The organism is Kitasatospora sp. NPDC088134 (assembly GCF_044741705.1).
Classification (GTDB): Bacteria; Actinomycetota; Actinomycetes; order Streptomycetales; family Streptomycetaceae; genus Kitasatospora.
Map to the genome: position 1 here is coordinate 49,305 of NZ_JBIUTD010000033.1, position 18,027 is coordinate 67,331.

Here is an 18,027-nt window from a genome sequence, read left to right on the forward strand (position 1 = left end):
ACCGCCGTGCTGCGGGGCGGCGCGGTGCCCGGCAGCATGGTGGTGGCCCGGGTCGTCGGGGTCGACCTGGTCCGCGAACACGTCCTGCTCGACCCCGAGGCCGGCTCCGCCGACGTCCTCCGCCGGGGCTGCCGGGGCCGGTCGGAGCCGGGGCCCGCCTGACGACCCGTCACACCCGAGACGAGGAACCGCCGATGAGCTGCGCACCCGTGTACATCACCCGCCCCGCGCTGGTGCCCGGACCGCACGTGGTGGACGCCGCCCGGATCCGCGAGGACATCCTGGCCCGCAACCCCGACCACCCGCAGCGCGAGACCATCCGCAAGGCGCTCGGCAACCTGCCCGGCACTCGCCGCTACCTCGCCCCCTACGAGGAGATCGTCGGCGAGCGCAGCACCCGGCGGCGCAAGGACGACACCTTCGACACCGTCCGCCGCGCCGCCGCCGGGGCCGCCCGCGCCGTCCTCGCCGACACCGGACTCGCCCCCGCCGACCTCGACTGCGTGATCGTCTCCAGCGCCACCGCCGACAAGGTCCCCGGCCTCGGCGTCCACCTGCTCAACGACCTGGGCCTGCGCCCCGACACCCGCATCCGCAGCACCACCCAGGCCGCCTGCGCGGGCGGCGCGCTCGCCCTGGTGATGGCCGAGGAGCACCTCGCCCGGCACCCCGGGCACACCGTGCTGGTGCTGGTCGGCGAATTCCTCTCCGCGCTCTACCAGGACAGCGCCCGCACCCTGGAGGACCAGATCTACAAGGCGCTCTGGGGCGACCTGGTCTCCGCCACCCTGGTCGCCGCCCGCCCGCTCGGCCCCGGCCCCACCCTGCGGGTCGACCACACCTGGGAGTACACCCTCCCCGGCACCGTCGAGCGCTACCGCAAGGTCACCGACGAGCGCGGCGACCACTTCTCCTCCACCCGCGACTCGCTGCGCTCCGTCACCGACCTCGCCCCCGCGCTGCGCGACTGGCTCGACCGGAACACCGAGGGGCCGCTCGACTTCGGCGTCCTGCACCCCGGCGGCCCCGCCATCCTCACCCGGCTCGGCAAGGTGCTCGGCGTCGACGAGGAGTTCGTCCGGCACTCCCGCGACGTCCTCGCCGAGGAGGGCAACCTCGGCGGCGCCACCCTCTTCTCCGTCCTCGACCGCACCCACCGCACCCCGCCCCGCCCCGGCGACCACGGCCTGGTCTTCGGCCTCGGCCCCGGCGTCACCGCCGCCGCCCTGCTCACCACCTGGACGGCCTGACGCCCGGGGCGGGCCCGCCCCGGCACCGGCAGGATGGGGACGACGGGGCAGGGCCCGGGCGACCGGGACGGACGAACGGACGGTGCCCGATGGAGCGCACGACCCACGACCCGCAGGCGCCCGGTGCACCGAGCCTCGGCGTCATCCACGACCCGCAGGACGTGGTCGACACCCGCACCGCGCAGGCCGCGGTCTCCACCGGGACGCTCCCGCCCCGCGCGGCCGTCGAGGCGGCGCTCACCGCGGTGCTGCGGCGGTTCCGCGACGACCGGCGCGGGCAGGTCGCCGACTACATCCCCGTGCTGGCCGCCGCCGACCCCGACCTGTTCGGCGTCGCCGTCGCGCACGTCGGCGGCACCGTGCACGCCGCGGGCGACGCCGACCACCGGTTCTCGATCCAGTCGATCTCCAAGGCCTTCGTCTTCGCCCTGGTCGACCAGGAACTCGGCCACGAGACCGTCCGCCGCCGGATCGGCGTCAACAGCACCGGGCTGCCGTTCAACTCGGTGCTGGCCGTCGAACTCAACCACGGCCGCCCGATGAACCCGCTGGTCAACGCCGGGGCCCTGGCCACCACCGCGCTGGTGCCCGGCGAGACGCCCGAGCAGCGCTGGGAGTTCGTCCGGCGCGGCCTGTCCCGGTTCGCCGGCCGCGAACTGGCCCTCGACGCCGAGGTGTACGCCTCCGAGTCCGCCACCAACCAGCGCAACGAGTCGATCGCCCGGCTGCTCGACAGCTACGGCGCGCTGGCCCGCGACCCCGTCACCACCACCGACCTCTACACCCGGCAGTGCTCGCTCGCCGTCTCCACCCGGGACCTCGCCGTGATGGGCGCCACCCTGGCCGGCGGCGGCGTCAACCCGCTCACCGGCGAGAGCGTCGTCTCCCCGGAGGTCTGCCGCGACACCCTCGCCGCCCTGGCCACCGCGGGCCTCTACGAACACAGCGGCGACTGGCTCTACGAGGTCGGCATGCCCGGCAAGAGCGGCGTCTCCGGCGGCATCGTCACCGTCGCCCCCGGCAAGGGCGGCATCGCCGTCTTCTCCCCCCGCCTCGACGACGCCGGCAACAGCGTCCGCGGCCAACGCGTCACCCACCACCTCTCCGGCGCCCTCGGCCTCAACCTCTTCGCCTCCACCCCGCACCCGGCCGCCCCGGGGCAAGCCGCCGCGGGCCCGGTTCCCAGCGGCCCGGCGGAGTGACCCGGAGCCGGCCCGCGCCCGTCCGCCCTCGACCCGCCCGGGCCCCCGGCGGGGTCAGAACTCGCTGGCCACGCCCAGGTCGTGGCGCATCGCGTGGCGCATCGCCTTGATCAGCTCCCACAGTTCGCGCTGCGCCGCGGCGGCCGAGTCCGGGGTCTCGCCGGGCAGGGCGCGGCCCTGCTCCAGGCGCTTGACGGTGGCGTAGACCTCGGTCAGGGCGTGGTTGGCGGCGTCGCCCGCGACGATCACCCGGTCCGGGGCCACCATCAGGGTCTCCGACCAGTGGTTGCGGTGCGCGTCCTTGGCCTCCTCCAGGGCCCGGAGGTCCGGCTCCGCCGGGTCCCGCTCGCGCAGCACGTGCAGGTGCCGGTTGAGGGCGGTGGCGAACTGCCGGGCGTCCCGGTACAGCCGGGTGTAGCAGTCCCGGCGCAGCGCCACGCTCTCCCTGGACTCCTGGAAGGCGCGGGCGAGTTCGAGCTCGCGCCGCTTGTTGCGCTCCGCGCCCCACTGGGTCAGCAGCGCGGCCCCCAGCGTCCCCGCCACGCCCGTCACCGCGATGGCCACCGTCCCGATGCTCATCGCGCCACCCTAGCCGCGCGGCCCGCGGTCCGTACTTCAGTTCGGGGATCGTCCTGATGCGTCATCAGACCGGGGCCGCCCGGGGCCGGTTTCCCCCAGCACCGCGGCCAGCAGGCCCGGGAAGCGGGCGTCCAGTTCGCTCCGGCGCAGCGCCATGATGCGGTTCTTGCCCTCCGGCCGGGTGGTCGTCAGGCCGGCCTCGCGCAGGATGCGCCAGTGGTTGGAGAGGGTGGAGCGCGGCACGGCCAGGCCGTCCGGGCTGCACGCGCTCTCGCCGAGTTCGGCCATCCGCCGCACCAGCGCCAGCCGCACCGGGTCGCCCAACGCGTGCAGCACCGCGGCCAGTTCCATGTCCTCCGCCATACCCCGTAGTATGCCGATCGTTTCGACGTTTCGGGAAAGTCGAAATGATCAGTCCGACGCCGACCACTACTCCCCCCGGAGGTCCCGCCATGCCCGCGCTCGCCACCCTGGCCCGCATCTACGTGGACGACCTGGACACCGCCCTGCCGACCTTCACCGCCCTCGCCGGGGAGCCCGCCCGGCTGCGCTTCCCCTACCGCGACCTGGAACTGGCCCGGGTCGGCGGCTTCCTGCTGATTGCCGGCACCCCCGAAGCCCTCGCCCCGTACCGGGAGACCCAGGCGACCGTCCTGGTCGACGACCTGGAGGCCGTCCTCCCCACCGGCACCGTGCTGGACGGCCCCAACGCCGTGCCCACCGGCCGCAACGCGACCCTCCGCCACCCGGGCGGCGCCGTCGTCGAGTACGTGCAGTTCGGCACCCCTGCGCAGACGGACGCGACGGCCGGGGAAGGGGCCTGAACACCTGTTCCTGACCTCCGGAGCAGTGGGCCGACCAACCACCGCCCGGAACGCGAAGTCTGCGGGAGCGTTCGCCGAACGGTCACCGTGACCGTTCGGCGAACGGAACTGCCGGGGTGCGCGGGACGCGCGGGGCGCTCCTCGGGGGAGACCTTCACCTCGGCTCTCGGCCCACCTGGTACTGGGCCACCGCCCCCGCAGGGTCCGAGGGCGCAGGAACAGCACTCAGCAGTACGTCCGGGCCTTCTTGATGGCCGGGTCGGCCCTTTGGGGGTCGGAGGTCACGTTGAACAGGTCGTGCGCCTCCTTCAGGGCGTCGGCGAGCGGCTGGAACTTGGCGTCCGCCAGGGCCGCCGCCTTGGCCAGCACCTCGGCGCCGTAGAGGCGGGCCAGCGCGATGTCGAATTCCTTCCCGCCGTCGGCGGTGGGCATCCGTTCCGGCAGCCGGCTCACGGCCGCACAGGCCAACTCGGCGTCGGTGCCCCGGACCTTGCCGGACGCCGCCCCCGACTGGCAGGCCGTCAGAGCCAGCAGCAGACCGACCACGGCCACGGCAGTTGTCGGACGCCTCATCAGTTCCCCCCGCTCGAAGACTTCCGGCCATCGTCGGGGGCCGCGCCCGGGAGACATAAGTCCAATCCCGGCCAGCTTGCCCGGCTGCCGGCCCTGCAGGCTCCGAGGCCCCAGAAACAGGTATCGAGCGCTCCGGCGCGCACGGTGACGCCCCGTCAGGTCCGGTGGAACCGCCGGTGCCGCCGGAGCGCGGCGAGCGCGCGGCCGGCCGTCTCCCCGGGGTCGTCGACGGCGTCGACCCCGACGAGGAGCCCCTGCCCCGCGTAGTGCCGGGCGACGGCCTCCCTCCGCGCCCCGTCACGGCGGCGTACGAGTCCGGGCAGGCGCTGGTGCAGGTGCTGGTGCAGGTGCAGCACGCCGTCCAGGGGCGGCCCGGGCCCCAGGGCGGTGTCCCGGCGCAGGTGGTCGCGGACCAGAGCGCCGACATCGATGCGCGGCACCGCCAGGGCCCGGGCCGGCGCAGCGCCCGGCGTCTGCCGGGGCCAGGCCGGCGGTTGCAGGACGGCCGGACACACCGGGGCCGCGGTCATCGGCGGCAGATCGAGTGGGCGTCGCGGACCGGGTACCGGCGCTGCTCGCCGGTGGGGCGGGTCAGCACGAGAGCGCCGTCCCGGTGGGAGAGCCGGTCGCCGGCCGCGACGAACAGCGGACCGTCCAACTCGACCCGGAAGTCGGGGCGGAGCAGGAACCCGTCGAGCAGGAACATCCGGGGCACCGGGGTCACCCCGTCGGCGATCAGGACCACGGGCCGAGCATCCCGCAGGGGCCGGTGCCGCCGCGAACGGTTTCGGGCCTCGGCGGGGCGCCCCGCGCGGGAACCGCCCGGCGATCTCCGCGCGTTGACCGGGTGACGGCAGGAACAGGGTCGAGGGGGACGGGTGGCCAGGACGCGGCAGCGGGACCGGGACGGGCGGGAGCCGGGGGCGCCGTGGGACGAGGTGGTGCCCGGGCTGTGGATCGGCGGGCACTACTGGACCGACCCGGCCGGGGAGCTCCGGCCCGTCGTGGTGGAGGCCGAGTTCGACCTGGTGGTCAGCCTGTACGTGCGGCCCGGGCACGGGCCCGACGGCGGGGTCGAGCACCTGGTCGCCGAACTGCCCGACGCCCCGCTGACGGCCGATCAGATCGGCGCCGTCCAGCGCCTCGCCGAGGCCGTCGTGCGGGCCCTCGCGGAGGAGCGGACGGTGCTGGTGCGCTGCCACTCCGGCCACAACCGCTCCGGACTGGTCGTCGCCCAGGCGCTGCTCTCGCTCGGCCACGACCGGGAGGAGGCCGTCCGCCTGCTGCGGCAGCGCCGCTCGCCCCGGGCGCTCACCAACGAGACCTTCCAGGACTACCTGCGCTCCGGCCTCGACATCGCCCGGCTGCTCACCGGCCTGCACGGCTGACCTGCACGGCTGACCTGCACGGCTGACCTGCACGGCTGACCTGCACGGCTGACCTGCACGGCTGAAGGGCCCCGCCGCAGGTGGAAATCCCTTTGCGGGCAAGGGAAGCGCGGTTCCACACTGGGGCCATGCTCGGATTCCTCAGAACCGACGACGAAGCCCTGGTCTCCTGCCTGGGCGACCCGCAGCGCACCGTGGGCGCCTACCACGAACTGCTGCGCCGCGCCGACGGCGCGCTCGACGCGATCCGGGCCGGCCTCGCCCACCCCGACCCGGCCGTCCGCGAGGGCTGCTGCCGCCTGCTCGACCACCTGGTCGACACCGACTCCATGCCGCAGCTCATCGAGATGGCCGACGACCCCGACCCCAAGGTCCGGATCGCCGCGTTCCACGCCCTGGCCTGCGACCGCTGCAAGAACGACGCCTGCGCCCCCGGCGCCGACCGCGTCCTGGAGCCCGCGCTGCGCCACCTCGCCACCGACCCCGACCCGCAGGTCCGCGCCCGGGCCGCCGAACTCGTCGGCAAGTTCGTCCACACCGACGCCGCCGCCCTCGCCGCCCTGCAGACCTCGCACGCCCAGGACCCGAGCCCGGCCGTCCGGAAGAAGTCCGGCTGGTACGCCCCCGGCGGCACGATCCACCGGCGCACCCTCCCGCGCGCCCTTTCGTGCACTCCGAAGCAGGCGCGGCGGCCCGGCTAGGGTGTGCCGCATGACGAAGACGGGGAACACCGAGGGCGACGACGGCACGACGGTCCGGATCAGCCTGATCGGCGGGGCGCGGCTGGAGGGCGCGGAGATCCACAGCCGCACGGTCACCGCCTCGCTGATCGGCGGCGCGGACATCGACCTCACCGAGGTCGACATCCCCGACGGGGCCGAACTGCGGATCACCAAGCTCAGCCTGATCGGCGGCGTCCACCTGCGGGTGCGCCCCGAGGTCCGGGTGGTCGTGACGGGCATCCGGCTGGGCGGCGTCAGCGACGACGGCCCGAGCGCGCCGGGCGGCCCGACCGTGCACGTCGCCGCCTGGGGCCTGCTCGGCGGCGTCCGGGTCACCCGGGACTGAGCCGCCACCGCCGGGGCGGGCCGGGGTGCCGGGGGCGGTGGGGGCCTGGATCGGGGCGGCGGCGGATCGGGACGGACCTGCGACGGAGCCGGGACGGACCCGGGACCGGGGCGGTGGCGGTGAACGGATAATGTGACTCCCGCCGGTCCCGCGACCGGCACCCATGAGCAACCGAGAACACTAAGGGGAGGCCACCGTGGCTGACATCGAGGCGGCACGGACGGCGTTCGCGCGTCTGGACGTGGACGGTGACGGGCGCGTGACCGCGACCGAGTACAAGAGCGTCATGGCGCAGCTCGGCGACTTCCACGTCACCGAGACCGTCGCGCAGGCCATCATCAACGCCAAGGACGCCAACGGCGACGGCCGCCTGTCCTTCGAGGAGTTCTGGGCGTCGATCTCCAAGTGACCCGCCCCGGAGCCCGCCCCGCCACCTCCGGCCGGGCGGGCTCCGGCATGTCCGGGACGGTCGGGGTCCGACCCGCAGGTACCACGGTGTGACGTCAGCGGGGCGGGGGCACCGCGTGCAGGTGGGCGGGGCGGTGGCGCGGGCGGTGCCAGGCGGTGGGCAGGCCGCCCGCGTTCAGGGTCGCGCCGAGGGCGTGCCGCAGCGCGCCGGTGACCGCGACCCGCACCCCGTCGGGCTCGTCCCCGCCGGGCAGCTGGCGGGACGGCCGCCAGTCCAGGTCGGCGGTGCCGGGGGCGACGCCGTCGTCCGCGTCGTCCGCCGCGTGCAGGGCCAGCGTGATCCCGGCCGCGCCCGGACGGTCGGCCAGCGGCAGCCCCGCCAGTGCGGCGATCCGGCGCACCGTCGCGGCCAGCCCCGGATCGACCGCGGTCGGTGCGAAGGCGGACGGTGCGAAGGCGGTCTGCTCGGCGGCGGTCTGCTCGGCGGCGGCCGGACCGAGGGCGGGCGGCGCGGTGGCGGGCGGCGCGGTGGCGGGGAGCGGGCCCACCCCGGTCCCGCCGGGCTCGGGGAGCCGCTCGGCCGGGACGCCCAGCGCGGGCAGGAACTCGGCCAGCGCCGTCTCCATGCTGTCCGCGACCAGCCGCCGCGCCCGGTGCCCCGGGTCGCCGGACCCGGCCGCCGCCGCGTCCTCCCATCGGGCCGAGCAGATCCACCGCAGCGTCAGCACCCCACCGTCGTCCTCGCCCGGCACCAGCCGGACGCCCGGCCCGTGGCCGCCGTACGCCACCGGCAGGCCGGCCAGCAGCAGCGCCTCGATCACCCGGTCGGCCAGCGCCGGATCGACCCGCGCCCCGCCTGCCCGGCCCTGAACCACCGTCAGCTCGCCCACCCCGGCCCCTCCCTCGCGTCCGCGCGTCGTCGGGCGAGGGTATCCACGGACCGGAAAACCCTCAATAGCCCGGCGCTCGCCAGTACTTGCCGATCCGGCGCACGGCCCGAGGCCCACCCCGGCGCGCAGCCCGGTGCCCGGCCAGGTCCGGGCCGGTTCGGCCCCCGGCCTGCCGCCGCCCGCCCCGGTGTGCTTCGCTGGAGCCGTCCCGGCGAGCGGGAACGGAACGAAAGAGGTGAACGGCCGTGCCGATGGTCGCGGTGAGCGTGCTCAGCCACACCGGCGTGGTGCGCCGACGCAACGAGGACAGCGCGGCCGCCGGCCCGTGGACGCTCTGCGCCACGTCCGCCGACAGCCCGCAGACCTTCTACTTCCCGCTCGGCGACACCCCCGTGCCGGTGGTGGTCGCCGACGGGCTCGGCGGCCACCCCGGCGGCGACCTGGCCTCCGCCCTGGTGGTCAGTCAACTCGCCCACATCGGAACCGAGTTGAAGGACGAGACGGCGATCGAGGAGGCGCTGCTGGACTGCGACGCCGCCGTCCGGGAGGCCGGCGCCGCCGACCCCGCGCTGACCGGCATGGGCACCACCGTCGCCGGACTCGTGCTGACCGCCGACGCCGTGCTGGTGTTCAACGTCGGCGACAGCCGCGGCTACGAACTCACCGCCACCGGCCCCCGCCAGCTCACCGTCGACGACAGCCCCCCGCTCGAACCCGGGCAGCGCACCACCCACCTGATCACCAGCATCCTCGGCGGCACCGTCGAGCACCACGCCCTCGACGCCCACCTGCGCCGCCTCCCGCTCCGCCCCGGCGCCCGCTACCTGCTCTGCACCGACGGCCTCAGCGACCCCGTCCCCCCGGAGGAGTGGCCCGACCTGCTCGCCGAGGCCGAGGACGACGACCAGCACGCCGTCGTCGAACTCTGGCGCGCCGCGATCCGGGCCGGCGGTCCCGACAACATCACCCTGGCCCTGGTCCACGTCCTGGAGGACTGACCCCGCGACCCCGGCGGGTCGGCCGGACCCCGACGATTCGGCCGGACCGCCGGGGCCGGCAGCACCCCGGCGGTTTGGCGGCACCCCGGCAGTTTGGCGGCACCCCGCCCGCCGTCGTACAACTGGCGGATGCCGTCCACCGCCCTGCGCCGCCGCCACCTCGCCGCCTGCGCCACCGAACCCAGCTACCCCGAGGTCGGCGCCACCCGGAACGCCGCCTTCCCGGCCGGCTACGGGCTGCTGCGCCGCCGCGTCCACCTCGGACGCGGCCCCGAGGTGCTGGAACGGGCCGGGGCCCACGTCCTCGGCTGGGGCACCCAGCTCGACACCGGCTTCGCCGTCCACCCCTGGACCGGGCCCGCCGCCCCCGGCGACACCGTCCTGCTCCGCCTCGCCCCGCCCGGCCTGCGGTGGCCCCGCCTGGTCATCTCCTGCCGAGTGGTGTGGACCGTCCGCGACCGGCAGCGGATCGGCTTCGCCTACGGCACCCTCCCCGGCCACCCCGAGTGCGGCGAGGAGTCCTTCGTGGTCGAGATGGACGCCGACGGCGAGGTCTGGTTCGAGGTCGCCGCGTTCTCCCGCCCCGCCGCCTGGTACGCCCGCCTCGGCCGGCCCGTCACGCTGCTGCTCCAGCACCTGGCGATCGAACGCTACCTGCGGGTCGTCGCCCGGGCCGCCCGCCACCCGCGGTCCGCCGCCCGCTGACCGGCCCGCTCGCTGACCGGCCCGCCCCCGGCTCGCCCCCGGCCTCGGCTCGCCCCCGGCCCCGGTCCGCCCCCGGGCCCAGTCCGCCGCCCCCTAGGATGGGCCCGGGCCGCCGACGGCCGGAACGGGGGCGTTCGCAGATGTCCGATGGGCTGGTCGCCGGTCGCTACCGGTTGGAGCAGCGGCTCGGTCGGGGCGGCATGGGCGAGGTCTGGCGCGCCCACGACCTGCGCCTCGGCCGCCGGGTCGCCGTCAAGTTCCTGCACCCCGAGCCCGATCCGGACGGCAGCGCCGCCGCCCGCTTCCACCGCGAGGCGAGCATCACCGCGCAGCTCCAGCACGAGGGCATCGCCCAGGTCCACGACCACGGCGAACACCAGGGCCGCCACTTCCTCACCATGGAACTGCTGGACGGCCGGGACCTCGCCACCGTCCTGCGGGAACACCCCGACGGCCTGCCCGTGCACCGCGCCGTGGACGTGCTCGCCCGGACCGCCGCCGCCCTCGCCCACGCGCACGCCCGCGGCATCGTCCACCGCGACGTCAAACCGCCCAACCTGATGCTGCTCCCCGACGGCCGGGTCAAGGTCTGCGACTTCGGCATCGCGGGCTTCGTCCACGGCGGCTCCGGCCTGACCCGCGCGGGCAGCGTCCTCGGCACGCCCGACTACATGGCCCCCGAGCAGTGGCGGTCCGCCGACATCGACGGCCGGACCGACCTCTACGCCCTCGGCTGCGTCCTGTACGTGCTGCTCACCGGCAGCACCCCGTTCCCGCGCCGCCCGGACTTCTGGGCCGCCATGTACGACCACCTGGAGACCCCGCCGCCCCGCCTGGCCGCGCTGCGCCCCGGGGTCCCCGCCGAACTCGACCTGCTCGCCGCCCAGTTGCTCGCCAAGCACCCCGACGACCGCCCCGCCCACGCCGGGGTCGTCGCCGACCGGCTCCGGGCGCTGAGCGACGGCGGCCGTTCCACGACCCGGCACGACGGCGGCCGCTCCGCGACCCTGCACGACGGGACACCCGCCGACCCGGCCGCCACCGCCGGAGCACCGTCCGCCGCCCCCGGGCTCCGCCTGCAGACGTTCCACAACCCGTACCTCCCGCCCGGCCGCACCGAGCTCGACGCGATCGTCACTGTCACCGCGGGCCGCACCGGCCCGCGCGACCTGGCCGCCGCCGCCCCGCGCGCCCTGGTCCTCCTGATCGGCCTGTCCGCGCAGCTGCCCGAGGCGCACTTCCGCGCCGTCACCCGTGCCGTCGCCGACACCGTCGACGCCCTCGACGAGGGCGTCCGCTTCGCGATCGTGGCCGGTTCCGCGTACGCCGCGATGTGCTACCCCGACACCCTGCGCACCGTACGGGCCGCCCCCGCGACCAAGGCCGAGGCCCGGGCCGCCCTGGAACGGCTGGAGCCGGTGCGCGCGGCCGCCTTCGGACGCTGGATCCGGCAGGCCGACCGGCTGTTCGCGGGCCACCCCGACGCCGTCCGCACCGCCGTCCTGCTGATGGACCTCCCGTCGGAGGCCGAACGCCCCGAGGAGCTGTCGGCCGCCCTCGCCGCCGCCGGCGGCCGGTTCAGCTGCCACGTGCGCGGCATCGGCACCGACTGGCAGGTCTCCCAGGGCCGCGCCGTGGCCGACGCCCTGAACGGCACCGTGGACCTGGTCCGCGCCGCCACCGCCCCGGAACTGGCCGCCGCCCTGGCCACCGACCTCGCGGGGATCGTCGAACGGACCCGGCAGACCTTCGCCCGCGACCTGGCCCTGCGGATCACCACACCCCCCGGAGCCGCCGTCCGCTTCCTCAAGCAGGTCGCCCCGCAGGTCGAGGACCTGACCGGCCGGGGCCTGCCGACCGGCCCCGGCGTCGTCGAGTACCGGGTGGACGCCCCCGACGGGCAGACCCGCGAGTACCACCTGAGCCTGGAGCTGCCGCCCGGCCGCCCCGGCGAACGGATCACCGCCGCCGGACTCGACGTCCTGCTGCTGCCCCCCGCCGGGGACGGCCGGAGCCTCGCCCGGGCCGAGGTGCCGGCCGAACACACCGACGACTCCGAGGGCCTGACGATCCATCCGCAGGTCGCCCACTACACCGGACAGGCCGAGTTGGCCGAGGCGATCCAGCAGGCACTCCGGCAGCAGGGCGGCCCGGACCCGGACCCGGACCCGGACCCGGACCGCTGAACCGCTGGGCCGCCGAGGTGCCGAACCGCTGGGCCCGGTCGGAGGGTCTACCCCTGCTGCTGAGCGGCGACCAGGGCCCGGGCCGCCGCCGAGGCCACCGACTCCACCAGGTCGATCCCGTCCTGCTGGGTCGCCGAACCGTCGCTCAGCACCGCCACCAGCAGGTCCCGCCCGCCGTACTCGACCCGGCCGATGCTGTTGACCACCCACAGCCCGGACGCCGTGCGCGGCAGCCACCCGTTCTTCAACTGCGCCGCGCCGCCCTGGTCGGCCGCCGAGACGCCCCAGTCCTGACCGTCCGCGACCAGGCCCATCAACCGCCCCAGGTAGGCCCGGGAGTCCGCGTCCAGCGGCGAGTCCGCCGTGAACACCGCCCGCAGCAGCCGGGCCTGGTCGGCCGCCGTGGTCGAGGTCAGCCCCCAGTAGCCGTCCGTCCCGGCCACCGTCCCCGTCAGCCCGAACCGGGCGTTCGCCGCGTCCAGCCCCGCCGCGCCGCCCGCCGCCTCGAACAGCGCGCTCGCCGCGTCGTTGTCGCTCTGCTCGATCATCAGCTCCGCGGCGGCCCGCTGATCGTCCGTCAGCTCGCCGCCGGTCCGCAGCAGCAGCGCCGCCAGGATGTCCACCTTGACGATCGACGCCGTCACGAAGGAGTCCGCGCCCCACTGCGCCGCCGCCCCCGACCCGAGATCGGTGACCGCGACCGCGAAGTGCCCGCCCAGCGAGCCGACCGCGGCGGCCAGCGCCGCATCCGTGTCCACGGCCGTGATGCTAGCCCCCGAACCGGCGGCGGTGGTGGCGGTTGCGGCCGTGGCGGTGGACGGGGCCGCGACGGTGGCGGCCACCGGGACGGAGGTCGCCGCCCCGGGGACCGTCGGCCACCCGCCGAGGGCGACCAGCGTCCCCGCCGCCACCACCACCGACCAGCCGGCCCGGCGGGTGGCCCGGCGGATGGGGCGGCGCCGCCGCACGGCGGGCCCGGAGTTCGACGGTGCGCTCATGCCGACGATGCTGCGCCGCGCCCCTTGGCCCGCCGTGAGCCGCGGCTCAGCGCCCGATGAGGGGCCGCTCAGTCTTCGATGAACGGGCCGGTCCGCCGGAAGTGGTGCAGGTGCTCCCGGAGGAAGGCTTCCAGGGTGCGCGGCGGTCGCCCGGTCAGGCGCACCTGGGTGTCGTCCGGCGCCTCGGGACGGGCCACCGCCAGCCGCTGGATCTCCACCACGTGCGCGGCCAGCCACCCCGGCATCCCCGCCCCCGTCAGCTGCGCGCGCAGCCCCGCCGGGCCCAGATCGACGTGGCGGACCGGGCGGTCGAGCAACCCGCCCAGCAGCTCGGCCAGTTCCCGGTGGCTGTACGCCCGCCCGCCGGTCAGCGGATGGACGCCGCCGAGCGGCTCCGGACGGGTCAGCAGCGCCGCCGCCACGTCCCCGACGTCCCGGACGTCCACGTAGTTGCACCGGGCGTCGTCCATCGCCCCCGGCAGCACCCCCGCCGCCGCCACGCCCGGGGCCAGCAGCAGGAGCTTCTGCATGAAGGCGTACGGCCGCAGCACGGTGGTGGCGAGGCCGGAGGCGCGCAGCCGCTCCTCGACCAGGTGGTGGCCGCGCGAGACCGCCACCGGGGAGTCCGGCTCGGCGGCCGGCGCGGACACCTTCAGCACGTGCTCGACCCCGCAGTCCACGGCCGCCTCGACCGCGTTCAGCTCGTACCGGACCTGCTCCGGCCCGTTGGCCATGGTGAGGAACACCTGCCGGGCCCCGCGGAACGCCGTGCGCAGCGAGGCCGGGTCGGCGGCGTCGGCCACGAACGGCTCGATCAACGGCTCGGTGAACGGGGTGGTGGACGGGGCGGTGAACGGCTCGGTCCGGGTGAGCCGGGCCGGGGCGCGGCTCAGCGCGCGGGCGGGCACGCCGAGCGCGGCGAGACTGCGCAGGGTGGCACCGCCGGTGGCGCCGGTGGCGCCCATCACGACGATCACGACGTCCGTCCTTCGGGTCGAGGGGCGAGGGTGGGAGACGGCAGCGAGGGCGACGCGGGGCGGCGGCTGCCGCGCCAGCGCCAGGTGGTGACGGCCGTCGCGACGGCCGACGAGACCGCGAAGTCGACCGGCAGGCGGCGCGGCCACGGACTGGCCGCCAGGCCGGGCAGCAGCGGCAGCCAGTGCGCGGCCGCCAGCCCCGCGGCCAGGCCGAATGCCGCCGCGACCAGGGCCAGACCCGCCGCCGCGAGCCCCCGCGGCACCCGGTGCGGACGAGCCCGGACGGGGCGCCGCCGCAGGGCCGCGCCGAGCCCCGCCGCGACCAGGGCGGAGGTGCCGCCGATGGTGGTCGGCGCCGCCATCAGCAACTCGGCCTGCCGGGTGGCCAGCCCGCCGAGGCCGGCCGACACCGTCGGCATCGCGTACGAGGCCAGCACCTCGCGCCACAGGACGAAGGGCGGGGGAGCGCCACGGGTTTTTCTGCTGCTGCTCATCTCGGGGTTCCTTCCGATAGGTACTTAGCTGCCTAATCATGTGGGTGGGAGGAAGTGCTTAGGTGGCTAATCAATGGGGCGAAAAGCGGGCGGCCCGCGCGGCGGCCCGCCGTTGCCGTCTCCTCGGTGCGCCCCGGGTCAGTCCTGGAGGAGCGCGTCGACGCCCGCGACCACCCGGCCCAGCAGGTCGAGGAAGGTGGTGCGCTCCTCCGGCGTGAGGCCGCCGACCATGGCCTGCATCCGGGCGAAGTGCTCCGGCGCCAGCTCGCGCAGCCGGTCGGCCCCGCGCGCGGTGAGGATCACCACGTTGCCGCGGCCGTCCTCGGCGGACGGCCGGCGGGCCACCAGCCCCTCCCGCTCCAGGCCGTCGACCAGGCCGGTCACGGTCGCCCGGGAGACGCCGAGGCTGGCCGCCAGCCGGGACGGGGACTTCTCGCCCCCGTGGTCCTCCAGGTCCGCCAGTAGCCGGTACCGTCCGGTGGACAGTCCGAACCGCCCGAAGTGCACCTCCCCGGCCTGGCCCACCCGGGCCCCGGCCGCCATCAGCCGGGCCGCCACCAGCACCGCCTGCGGGTCGGCGTCCAGTCCGTAGCGGGCGATCTGCCGCCGGGCCTGATCCAGGCTGGGGGCGGCCGCCCCGGCGTCGAAGTACTGGCTCACGGAAGTAATATGGTGCCTAATCAGCTCCCCGGTCAAGCGCTGCCGCCGGGCCCGCCGGGAAATCCCGTGCGGCGCCGCCGCCCGGCTGGCTACAGTCCGGGCGTGACCCACCTCTACCCTCCGCTGAACGTCGAAGTCCGCACCCCGCGCCTGACCCTGGCCGGCGCCTCGGACGACCTCCTCGAACGGCTGGTCCCGCTGGTCCGGGCCGGCCTCGGCGACGCCGGGCCGTGGCCGTTCGACGACCCGAGCTCCTTCAGCGCCGACAACCCCGAACGCGAGTGGCTGTGGCTGCGCGCGATCTGGTCCGGCCGGGCCCGGGTCACCCCGGACTCCTGGCGGCTGTACTTCGCGGTGCTGGTCGACGGCGAACCCGTCGGCATGCAGGACCTCATCGGCACCAGGTTCGGCCGGTTCGGCACGGTCACCAGCTACTCGTGGCTCGCCCCCGGCAGCCGCCGCCGGGGCATCGGCAAGGAGATGCGCTCGGCCGTCCTGCACCTGGCCTTCGCCGGGCTGGGCGCGCGCGAGGCGAGCAGCGACGCCTTCGCCGACAACGCCGGGTCCAACCGGATCTCCCGCGGCCTCGGCTACCGCCCCAACGGCACCGACTGGGACACCCGTCGGGGCGAGGCCGCCCCGATCCAGCGGTGGCTGCTCACCCGCGACGCCTGGGAGCGCACCCGCCGGGACGACATCACCCTGCACGGCGTCGAGGAGTGCCTGCCCGTGCTCGGCCTCCGCCCGCCCACCGGCTGAGCGGCCCCCCGGCGGGGCCTGGCCGGTGTTCGACGAGGGTGGTCCTGAAGGTCCGTCAGCTGTCGGCGCTGTCGGTACCGTCGGTGGTCCGCTCCGGCGCCCGTGGGGCGAGGCGGCGGACGGACCACTCGTGTGCGGCGGCCAGGGCGTGCTCCAGGGTCCGGACGAAGGCCGCCCGGTCGACCGTGGCCACCGTCGGGCCGTGCCGGGGCTCGGTGCCCCAGGCGGGGCCGCCGTCCGTGCGCAGGCGGCAGGCGAGGTGGAGCCGGTCCCCGTCAGGGAAGGCGAAGGCCAGGACGTCGTCGGTGCACTCGCCCCACTCCAGGAAGGCGTACCGGGTCAGCTCCTCCCGGCCGCCGGGGCCCGCCTCGGCGTAGCGGCCCTGCTCGGCGCGGCGGTAGGACTCCGGCGGGGTGGTGAAGCCGTCCGGCGGCACGGCCGGTTCGCGGTGGCGGGCCAGCTCGTCCGCGAGCTTCTTGACCAGCAGCGGGGGGTAGAACGCGTTGTCCTGCGCGTTCACCCGTCGCCCGCCCAGGAAGACGTCGACGCACAGCAGGCCCGGGTCCCGGTCGAGGTGGAACTCCAGACCGAACCCGCCCCGCGACCCGAACAGCACGACACCCTCCCCGTCTCCGGTCCACACCCTACTGATCCACCGGCGCGGCGCGGTGGACCTCGACCGGCCGGACCGGGACGGCGAGCAGCAGCAGCGCGCCCCGCTCCGCCGCGCCGCGGAGGTCGAAGGCGGTGGTGAAATCGCCGGTGACCAGCAGCAGGGTGCGGTGGGTGCGGACGGCCCTGGCCCACGCGCGGGTCGCGCCGACGGGGCCGTCGAACCAGGCGGCGCCGTCGGGGCCGCGGACCAGCAGCCGGACACCGTCGAAGGCGGCCGACCAGCCGGGCTGCGGCGCCGGGACGCCCCCGCCGGCCCGCGTCCAGCCCGACCCCGGCGGGGCGGGGCGCGCCGGGTCGAAGGGCAGGACCAGCACCGGCCGCTGATCGCGCGTCAACTCCGGCCAGGGCGGCCAGGACACCGCCCCGGTGCCGTCCGGTTCGCCACCCGCCATGCCGTCCTCCGTTCCGGGACGGTGCTCACCGCACCTCCGCCCCGTCCGGAGGCGCCCGTTCCCGCCCGGTGTTTCGGAGTCCGGGCCCGTCCGGATGGGCCCGGACGCTCCCGATCCGCCGTCAGAACCCGGCCGCGGCCGCGTACGCCGCCACGGCCAGCAGGGCGGCGCCGGACAGGAGGAGCAGGGCCAGGGCCGCCGTCCGGCGCCCGGGGTGCCGGACGATCCGGCGGGCGCGGCGGACGGGGCGCTCCGGCGGGGCTGCCGCCGCTGACGGGGCCGCTGCCGCGAGCCGGTGCAGGCGGTGCAGTCGGCGCAGGCGGGCGGCGAAGGCCGCCGTCACCGCCGGATCCGGGGGATCGTCCGGGACGGCCCGCAACTCCTCGATCAGGGCGTCGAGTTCACCCGGTTCGGGCCGGAAGGAGGGGATCAGCGGCTGGCCGAGCAGTTCGAGCAGGGTGTCGCCGAGCGCGACCAGGTCGGGGCGCGGCACCGGGACGGGGGTGCCGAAGCCGAGCACCTTGACGGTCCCGTCCGGGGTCAGCAGCAGCCGGTCGGCCGCGAGGGCGCCGTGCGAGAGCCCGGCCCGGTGCGCGACCAGCAGCGCCTCGGCGACCTGCGCGCCGAACCCGGCCACCTCGTGGGGCCGGTACCAGCCGTCCAGCAGGTGGTCCTCCAGGCTGTGGCCGTCGAGCCGCTCCATGACGAGGAACGGCCGCCCCTCGTGCACGCCCGTCTCCAGCACCGCGACGATCCCCGGATGCCGCAGCCGCACCCCCGGCCCCGGCGCGCCGTCCGGGAACTCCACCACCACCGGCCGCCCCGACCCGACCTCCTCCGCGAACGCGACCCGCCCCCGCCCGGGCGGCCCACCCACGACCCGGTACCGCCCGCCGACCACCTCGCCGACCGCCACTCCGCCCCCACCAGCCCCGTCCCGCCGTCCCGGAAACCGCTCCGCCCAGTCTGCCGCACCACCCGCGCCGCGCACCGGCCCGGTC

The 18,027-nt window shown here is 76.3% G+C and carries 25 protein-coding genes; 12 read left to right on the forward strand and 13 right to left on the reverse strand.

Going from position 1 to position 18,027, the window contains the following annotated elements; translation table 11 throughout:
* Positions 1 to 24 precede the first annotated feature (24 nt).
* The 3 genes from ACIOHG_RS33630 (at position 25) to glsA (ending at position 2,452) form a co-directional block, all read left to right on the forward strand.
* Positions 25 to 162, forward strand: a complete 138-nt coding sequence (locus ACIOHG_RS33630; protein WP_400956293.1) for a hypothetical protein — start codon at positions 25 to 27, stop codon at positions 160 to 162.
* Positions 163 to 194: 32 nt separating this feature from the next.
* The gene (locus ACIOHG_RS33635; RefSeq protein ID WP_400956294.1) at positions 195 to 1,250 is read left to right on the forward strand and encodes a PhlD; all 1,056 of its coding nucleotides are present in this window, start codon (positions 195 to 197) and stop codon (positions 1,248 to 1,250) included.
* An 89-nt stretch (positions 1,251 to 1,339) separates the two neighbouring features.
* The gene (gene glsA / locus ACIOHG_RS33640; protein ID WP_400956296.1) at positions 1,340 to 2,452 is read left to right on the forward strand and encodes a glutaminase A; all 1,113 of its coding nucleotides are present in this window, start codon (positions 1,340 to 1,342) and stop codon (positions 2,450 to 2,452) included.
* Between the two features lie 54 nt (positions 2,453 to 2,506).
* On the opposite strand, the gene ACIOHG_RS33645 is transcribed toward glsA, so the two are convergent.
* Entirely contained in the window at positions 2,507 to 3,031 is a 525-nt protein-coding gene (locus tag ACIOHG_RS33645) for a hypothetical protein (protein ID WP_400956298.1), read from the reverse strand.
* Positions 3,032 to 3,067: 36 nt separating this feature from the next.
* Positions 3,068 to 3,394 carry an ArsR/SmtB family transcription factor gene (locus ACIOHG_RS33650; RefSeq protein WP_400956300.1) on the reverse strand — a complete coding sequence of 109 codons (327 nt, stop codon included), beginning with the start codon at positions 3,392 to 3,394 and terminating at the stop codon, positions 3,068 to 3,070.
* Positions 3,395 to 3,483: 89 nt separating this feature from the next.
* Here ACIOHG_RS33650 and ACIOHG_RS33655 point away from each other — a divergent pair, with 89 nt between their 5' ends.
* Positions 3,484 to 3,855 carry a hypothetical protein gene (locus ACIOHG_RS33655; protein WP_400956301.1) on the forward strand — a complete coding sequence of 124 codons (372 nt, stop codon included), beginning with the start codon at positions 3,484 to 3,486 and terminating at the stop codon, positions 3,853 to 3,855.
* A 225-nt stretch (positions 3,856 to 4,080) separates the two neighbouring features.
* Here ACIOHG_RS33655 and ACIOHG_RS33660 read toward each other — a convergent pair whose 3' ends face one another.
* The 3 genes from ACIOHG_RS33660 to ACIOHG_RS33670 form a co-directional block, all read right to left on the reverse strand.
* Positions 4,081 to 4,407, reverse strand: a complete 327-nt coding sequence (locus tag ACIOHG_RS33660; RefSeq protein WP_400956303.1) for a hypothetical protein — start codon at positions 4,405 to 4,407, stop codon at positions 4,081 to 4,083.
* A 176-nt stretch (positions 4,408 to 4,583) separates the two neighbouring features.
* Complete coding sequence (locus tag ACIOHG_RS33665; RefSeq protein ID WP_400956304.1) at positions 4,584 to 4,868, reverse strand: hypothetical protein; 285 nt, start codon at positions 4,866 to 4,868, stop codon at positions 4,584 to 4,586.
* Positions 4,869 to 4,954: 86 nt separating this feature from the next.
* Positions 4,955 to 5,173 carry a hypothetical protein gene (locus ACIOHG_RS33670; RefSeq protein WP_400956305.1) on the reverse strand — a complete coding sequence of 73 codons (219 nt, stop codon included), beginning with the start codon at positions 5,171 to 5,173 and terminating at the stop codon, positions 4,955 to 4,957.
* Positions 5,174 to 5,306: 133 nt separating this feature from the next.
* Between ACIOHG_RS33670 and ACIOHG_RS33675 the strand changes: the two genes are divergently transcribed.
* From ACIOHG_RS33675 to ACIOHG_RS33690, 4 genes are all read left to right on the forward strand, one after another.
* On the forward strand, positions 5,307 to 5,816 hold the full coding sequence (locus ACIOHG_RS33675) for a tyrosine-protein phosphatase (protein ID WP_400956306.1): 510 nt from the start codon (positions 5,307 to 5,309) through the stop codon (positions 5,814 to 5,816).
* 128 nt (positions 5,817 to 5,944) lie between these two features.
* Positions 5,945 to 6,517 carry a HEAT repeat domain-containing protein gene (locus ACIOHG_RS33680; protein ID WP_400956308.1) on the forward strand — a complete coding sequence of 191 codons (573 nt, stop codon included), beginning with the start codon at positions 5,945 to 5,947 and terminating at the stop codon, positions 6,515 to 6,517.
* 10 nt (positions 6,518 to 6,527) lie between these two features.
* Entirely contained in the window at positions 6,528 to 6,884 is a 357-nt protein-coding gene (locus ACIOHG_RS33685) for a hypothetical protein (RefSeq protein ID WP_400956310.1), read from the forward strand.
* Between the two features lie 196 nt (positions 6,885 to 7,080).
* On the forward strand, positions 7,081 to 7,293 hold the full coding sequence (locus ACIOHG_RS33690; RefSeq protein WP_400956312.1) for an EF-hand domain-containing protein: 213 nt from the start codon (positions 7,081 to 7,083) through the stop codon (positions 7,291 to 7,293).
* Between the two features lie 94 nt (positions 7,294 to 7,387).
* Here ACIOHG_RS33690 and ACIOHG_RS33695 read toward each other — a convergent pair whose 3' ends face one another.
* Complete coding sequence (locus ACIOHG_RS33695; RefSeq protein ID WP_400956314.1) at positions 7,388 to 8,182, reverse strand: hypothetical protein; 795 nt, start codon at positions 8,180 to 8,182, stop codon at positions 7,388 to 7,390.
* 251 nt (positions 8,183 to 8,433) lie between these two features.
* Here ACIOHG_RS33695 and ACIOHG_RS33700 point away from each other — a divergent pair, with 251 nt between their 5' ends.
* The 3 genes from ACIOHG_RS33700 (at position 8,434) to ACIOHG_RS33710 (ending at position 12,071) form a co-directional block, all read left to right on the forward strand.
* A complete protein-coding gene (locus ACIOHG_RS33700) occupies positions 8,434 to 9,180 on the forward strand; it encodes a PP2C family protein-serine/threonine phosphatase (RefSeq protein WP_400956351.1) in 747 nt (248 codons plus the stop codon).
* Positions 9,181 to 9,309: 129 nt separating this feature from the next.
* Positions 9,310 to 9,885 (forward strand): DUF1990 family protein, encoded by a 576-nt coding sequence (locus ACIOHG_RS33705; RefSeq protein WP_400956316.1) that lies wholly within the window; start codon positions 9,310 to 9,312, stop codon positions 9,883 to 9,885.
* A 140-nt stretch (positions 9,886 to 10,025) separates the two neighbouring features.
* Positions 10,026 to 12,071, forward strand: a complete 2,046-nt coding sequence (locus ACIOHG_RS33710; RefSeq protein ID WP_400956317.1) for a protein kinase — start codon at positions 10,026 to 10,028, stop codon at positions 12,069 to 12,071.
* A 47-nt stretch (positions 12,072 to 12,118) separates the two neighbouring features.
* On the opposite strand, the gene ACIOHG_RS33715 is transcribed toward ACIOHG_RS33710, so the two are convergent.
* The 4 genes from ACIOHG_RS33715 to ACIOHG_RS33730 form a co-directional block, all read right to left on the reverse strand.
* Positions 12,119 to 13,069 (reverse strand): serine hydrolase, encoded by a 951-nt coding sequence (locus tag ACIOHG_RS33715; protein WP_400956319.1) that lies wholly within the window; start codon positions 13,067 to 13,069, stop codon positions 12,119 to 12,121.
* Positions 13,070 to 13,137: 68 nt separating this feature from the next.
* Positions 13,138 to 14,046, reverse strand: a complete 909-nt coding sequence (locus tag ACIOHG_RS33720) for an NmrA family NAD(P)-binding protein (RefSeq protein WP_400956320.1) — start codon at positions 14,044 to 14,046, stop codon at positions 13,138 to 13,140.
* Positions 14,043 to 14,540 (reverse strand): hypothetical protein, encoded by a 498-nt coding sequence (locus ACIOHG_RS33725; RefSeq protein WP_400956322.1) that lies wholly within the window; start codon positions 14,538 to 14,540, stop codon positions 14,043 to 14,045. Before ACIOHG_RS33725 ends, ACIOHG_RS33720 begins: the two co-directional genes overlap by 4 nt.
* Before the next feature lie 138 nt (positions 14,541 to 14,678).
* Positions 14,679 to 15,200, reverse strand: a complete 522-nt coding sequence (locus ACIOHG_RS33730) for a MarR family winged helix-turn-helix transcriptional regulator (protein ID WP_400956323.1) — start codon at positions 15,198 to 15,200, stop codon at positions 14,679 to 14,681.
* A gap of 102 nt (positions 15,201 to 15,302) precedes the next feature.
* On the opposite strand from ACIOHG_RS33730, the gene ACIOHG_RS33735 reads away from it, so the two are divergent.
* Positions 15,303 to 15,959, forward strand: coding sequence for a GNAT family N-acetyltransferase (locus ACIOHG_RS33735; RefSeq protein ID WP_400956324.1), 657 nt, complete (start codon positions 15,303 to 15,305; stop codon positions 15,957 to 15,959).
* Positions 15,960 to 16,014: 55 nt separating this feature from the next.
* Here the strand turns inward: ACIOHG_RS33735 and ACIOHG_RS33740 are convergent, their stop codons facing one another.
* The 3 genes from ACIOHG_RS33740 to ACIOHG_RS33750 form a co-directional block, all read right to left on the reverse strand.
* Positions 16,015 to 16,575, reverse strand: a complete 561-nt coding sequence (locus ACIOHG_RS33740; protein ID WP_400956326.1) for a hypothetical protein — start codon at positions 16,573 to 16,575, stop codon at positions 16,015 to 16,017.
* A 28-nt stretch (positions 16,576 to 16,603) separates the two neighbouring features.
* Entirely contained in the window at positions 16,604 to 17,026 is a 423-nt protein-coding gene (locus tag ACIOHG_RS33745) for a hypothetical protein (protein WP_400956327.1), read from the reverse strand.
* A gap of 121 nt (positions 17,027 to 17,147) precedes the next feature.
* The gene (locus ACIOHG_RS33750) at positions 17,148 to 17,942 is read right to left on the reverse strand and encodes a protein kinase (protein WP_400956328.1); all 795 of its coding nucleotides are present in this window, start codon (positions 17,940 to 17,942) and stop codon (positions 17,148 to 17,150) included.
* Between the last annotated feature and the right edge of the window lie 85 nt (positions 17,943 to 18,027).

Bases quoted from the DNA above. Each gene is read 5' to 3' on its own strand.
- ACIOHG_RS33705 (WP_400956316.1), top strand. From the start codon at position 9,310: ATGCCGTCCACCGCCCTGCGCCGCCGCCACCTCGCCGCCTGCGCCACC.
- ACIOHG_RS33655 (WP_400956301.1), top strand. From the start codon at position 3,484: ATGCCCGCGCTCGCCACCCTGGCCCGCATCTACGTGGACGACCTGGAC.
- ACIOHG_RS33680 (WP_400956308.1), top strand. From the start codon at position 5,945: ATGCTCGGATTCCTCAGAACCGACGACGAAGCCCTGGTCTCCTGCCTG.
- ACIOHG_RS33700 (WP_400956351.1), top strand. From the start codon at position 8,434: ATGGTCGCGGTGAGCGTGCTCAGCCACACCGGCGTGGTGCGCCGACGC.
- ACIOHG_RS33725 (WP_400956322.1), bottom strand. From the start codon at position 14,540: ATGAGCAGCAGCAGAAAAACCCGTGGCGCTCCCCCGCCCTTCGTCCTG.
- ACIOHG_RS33745 (WP_400956327.1), bottom strand. From the start codon at position 17,026: ATGGCGGGTGGCGAACCGGACGGCACCGGGGCGGTGTCCTGGCCGCCC.
- ACIOHG_RS33685 (WP_400956310.1), top strand. From the start codon at position 6,528: ATGACGAAGACGGGGAACACCGAGGGCGACGACGGCACGACGGTCCGG.
- ACIOHG_RS33645 (WP_400956298.1), bottom strand. From the start codon at position 3,031: ATGAGCATCGGGACGGTGGCCATCGCGGTGACGGGCGTGGCGGGGACG.
- ACIOHG_RS33650 (WP_400956300.1), bottom strand. From the start codon at position 3,394: ATGGCGGAGGACATGGAACTGGCCGCGGTGCTGCACGCGTTGGGCGAC.
- ACIOHG_RS33635 (WP_400956294.1), top strand. From the start codon at position 195: ATGAGCTGCGCACCCGTGTACATCACCCGCCCCGCGCTGGTGCCCGGA.
- ACIOHG_RS33715 (WP_400956319.1), bottom strand. From the start codon at position 13,069: ATGAGCGCACCGTCGAACTCCGGGCCCGCCGTGCGGCGGCGCCGCCCC.
- glsA (WP_400956296.1), top strand. From the start codon at position 1,340: ATGGAGCGCACGACCCACGACCCGCAGGCGCCCGGTGCACCGAGCCTC.
- ACIOHG_RS33710 (WP_400956317.1), top strand. From the start codon at position 10,026: ATGTCCGATGGGCTGGTCGCCGGTCGCTACCGGTTGGAGCAGCGGCTC.